Below are 567 nucleotides of genomic sequence, written 5' to 3' on the forward strand. Positions count from 1 at the left end.
ATACTCGACGCACTGCCGCGGGAGGTGCACGATCAGCCGGTGGACGGCATCGTCACCCCGACGTACAGCGGCTGCCCGGCGATGGACACCATCCGCGACGACGTCGTGCTCGCGGGCGCCGACGCGGGTGCCGCCGCGGAGGAGCTCGCCCACACGGCGGACTGGCCGCTGATCGCCGAGGTCGTGAGCGGCGCGCGGTTCGGGCGTCGCCTCGTGCACGGCTACCGTCGGCTGCTCTCCCGCGACGACCTCGGCGGCCGCATCGAGCGTGTCGTCGTGTTCGGCCATCCCACGCTGAGCCGTGAGGCCGCGCGGCTGCTGTCGCGCCACGACGTGGAGGTCGTGGCGGTGCGCCGCGGCGGGGAGGAGCTCGACCTCAACCACCGCACGCGCGCGGTCGCGGCGGTCACGGTGGCCCCGGGGGAGCCCGACCGCGAGTGGCTCGGGCAGTGGATGCGGGCGTCGGCTGCCGAGGCCGTCGACCTGAGCGAGCAGGCGCCCGACGCCGATGCCCTCGCGTCCACCGACCTCGCCGCCCGGCGCGACGCCGTCCGCGCGGAGCTCGAC

General features: G+C 76.0%; 1 pseudogene. It reads left to right on the top strand.

Annotation, left to right across the window (positions count from 1 at the left end):
* Positions 1–39 precede the first annotated feature (39 nt).
* Positions 40–567 (top strand): annotated as a pseudogene (locus DW297_RS10315) (2-succinyl-5-enolpyruvyl-6-hydroxy-3-cyclohexene-1-carboxylate synthase); the annotation flags it as partial.

The organism is Microbacterium sp. PF5 (assembly GCF_004794315.1).
Classification (GTDB): domain Bacteria; phylum Actinomycetota; class Actinomycetes; order Actinomycetales; family Microbacteriaceae; genus Microbacterium; species Microbacterium sufflavum.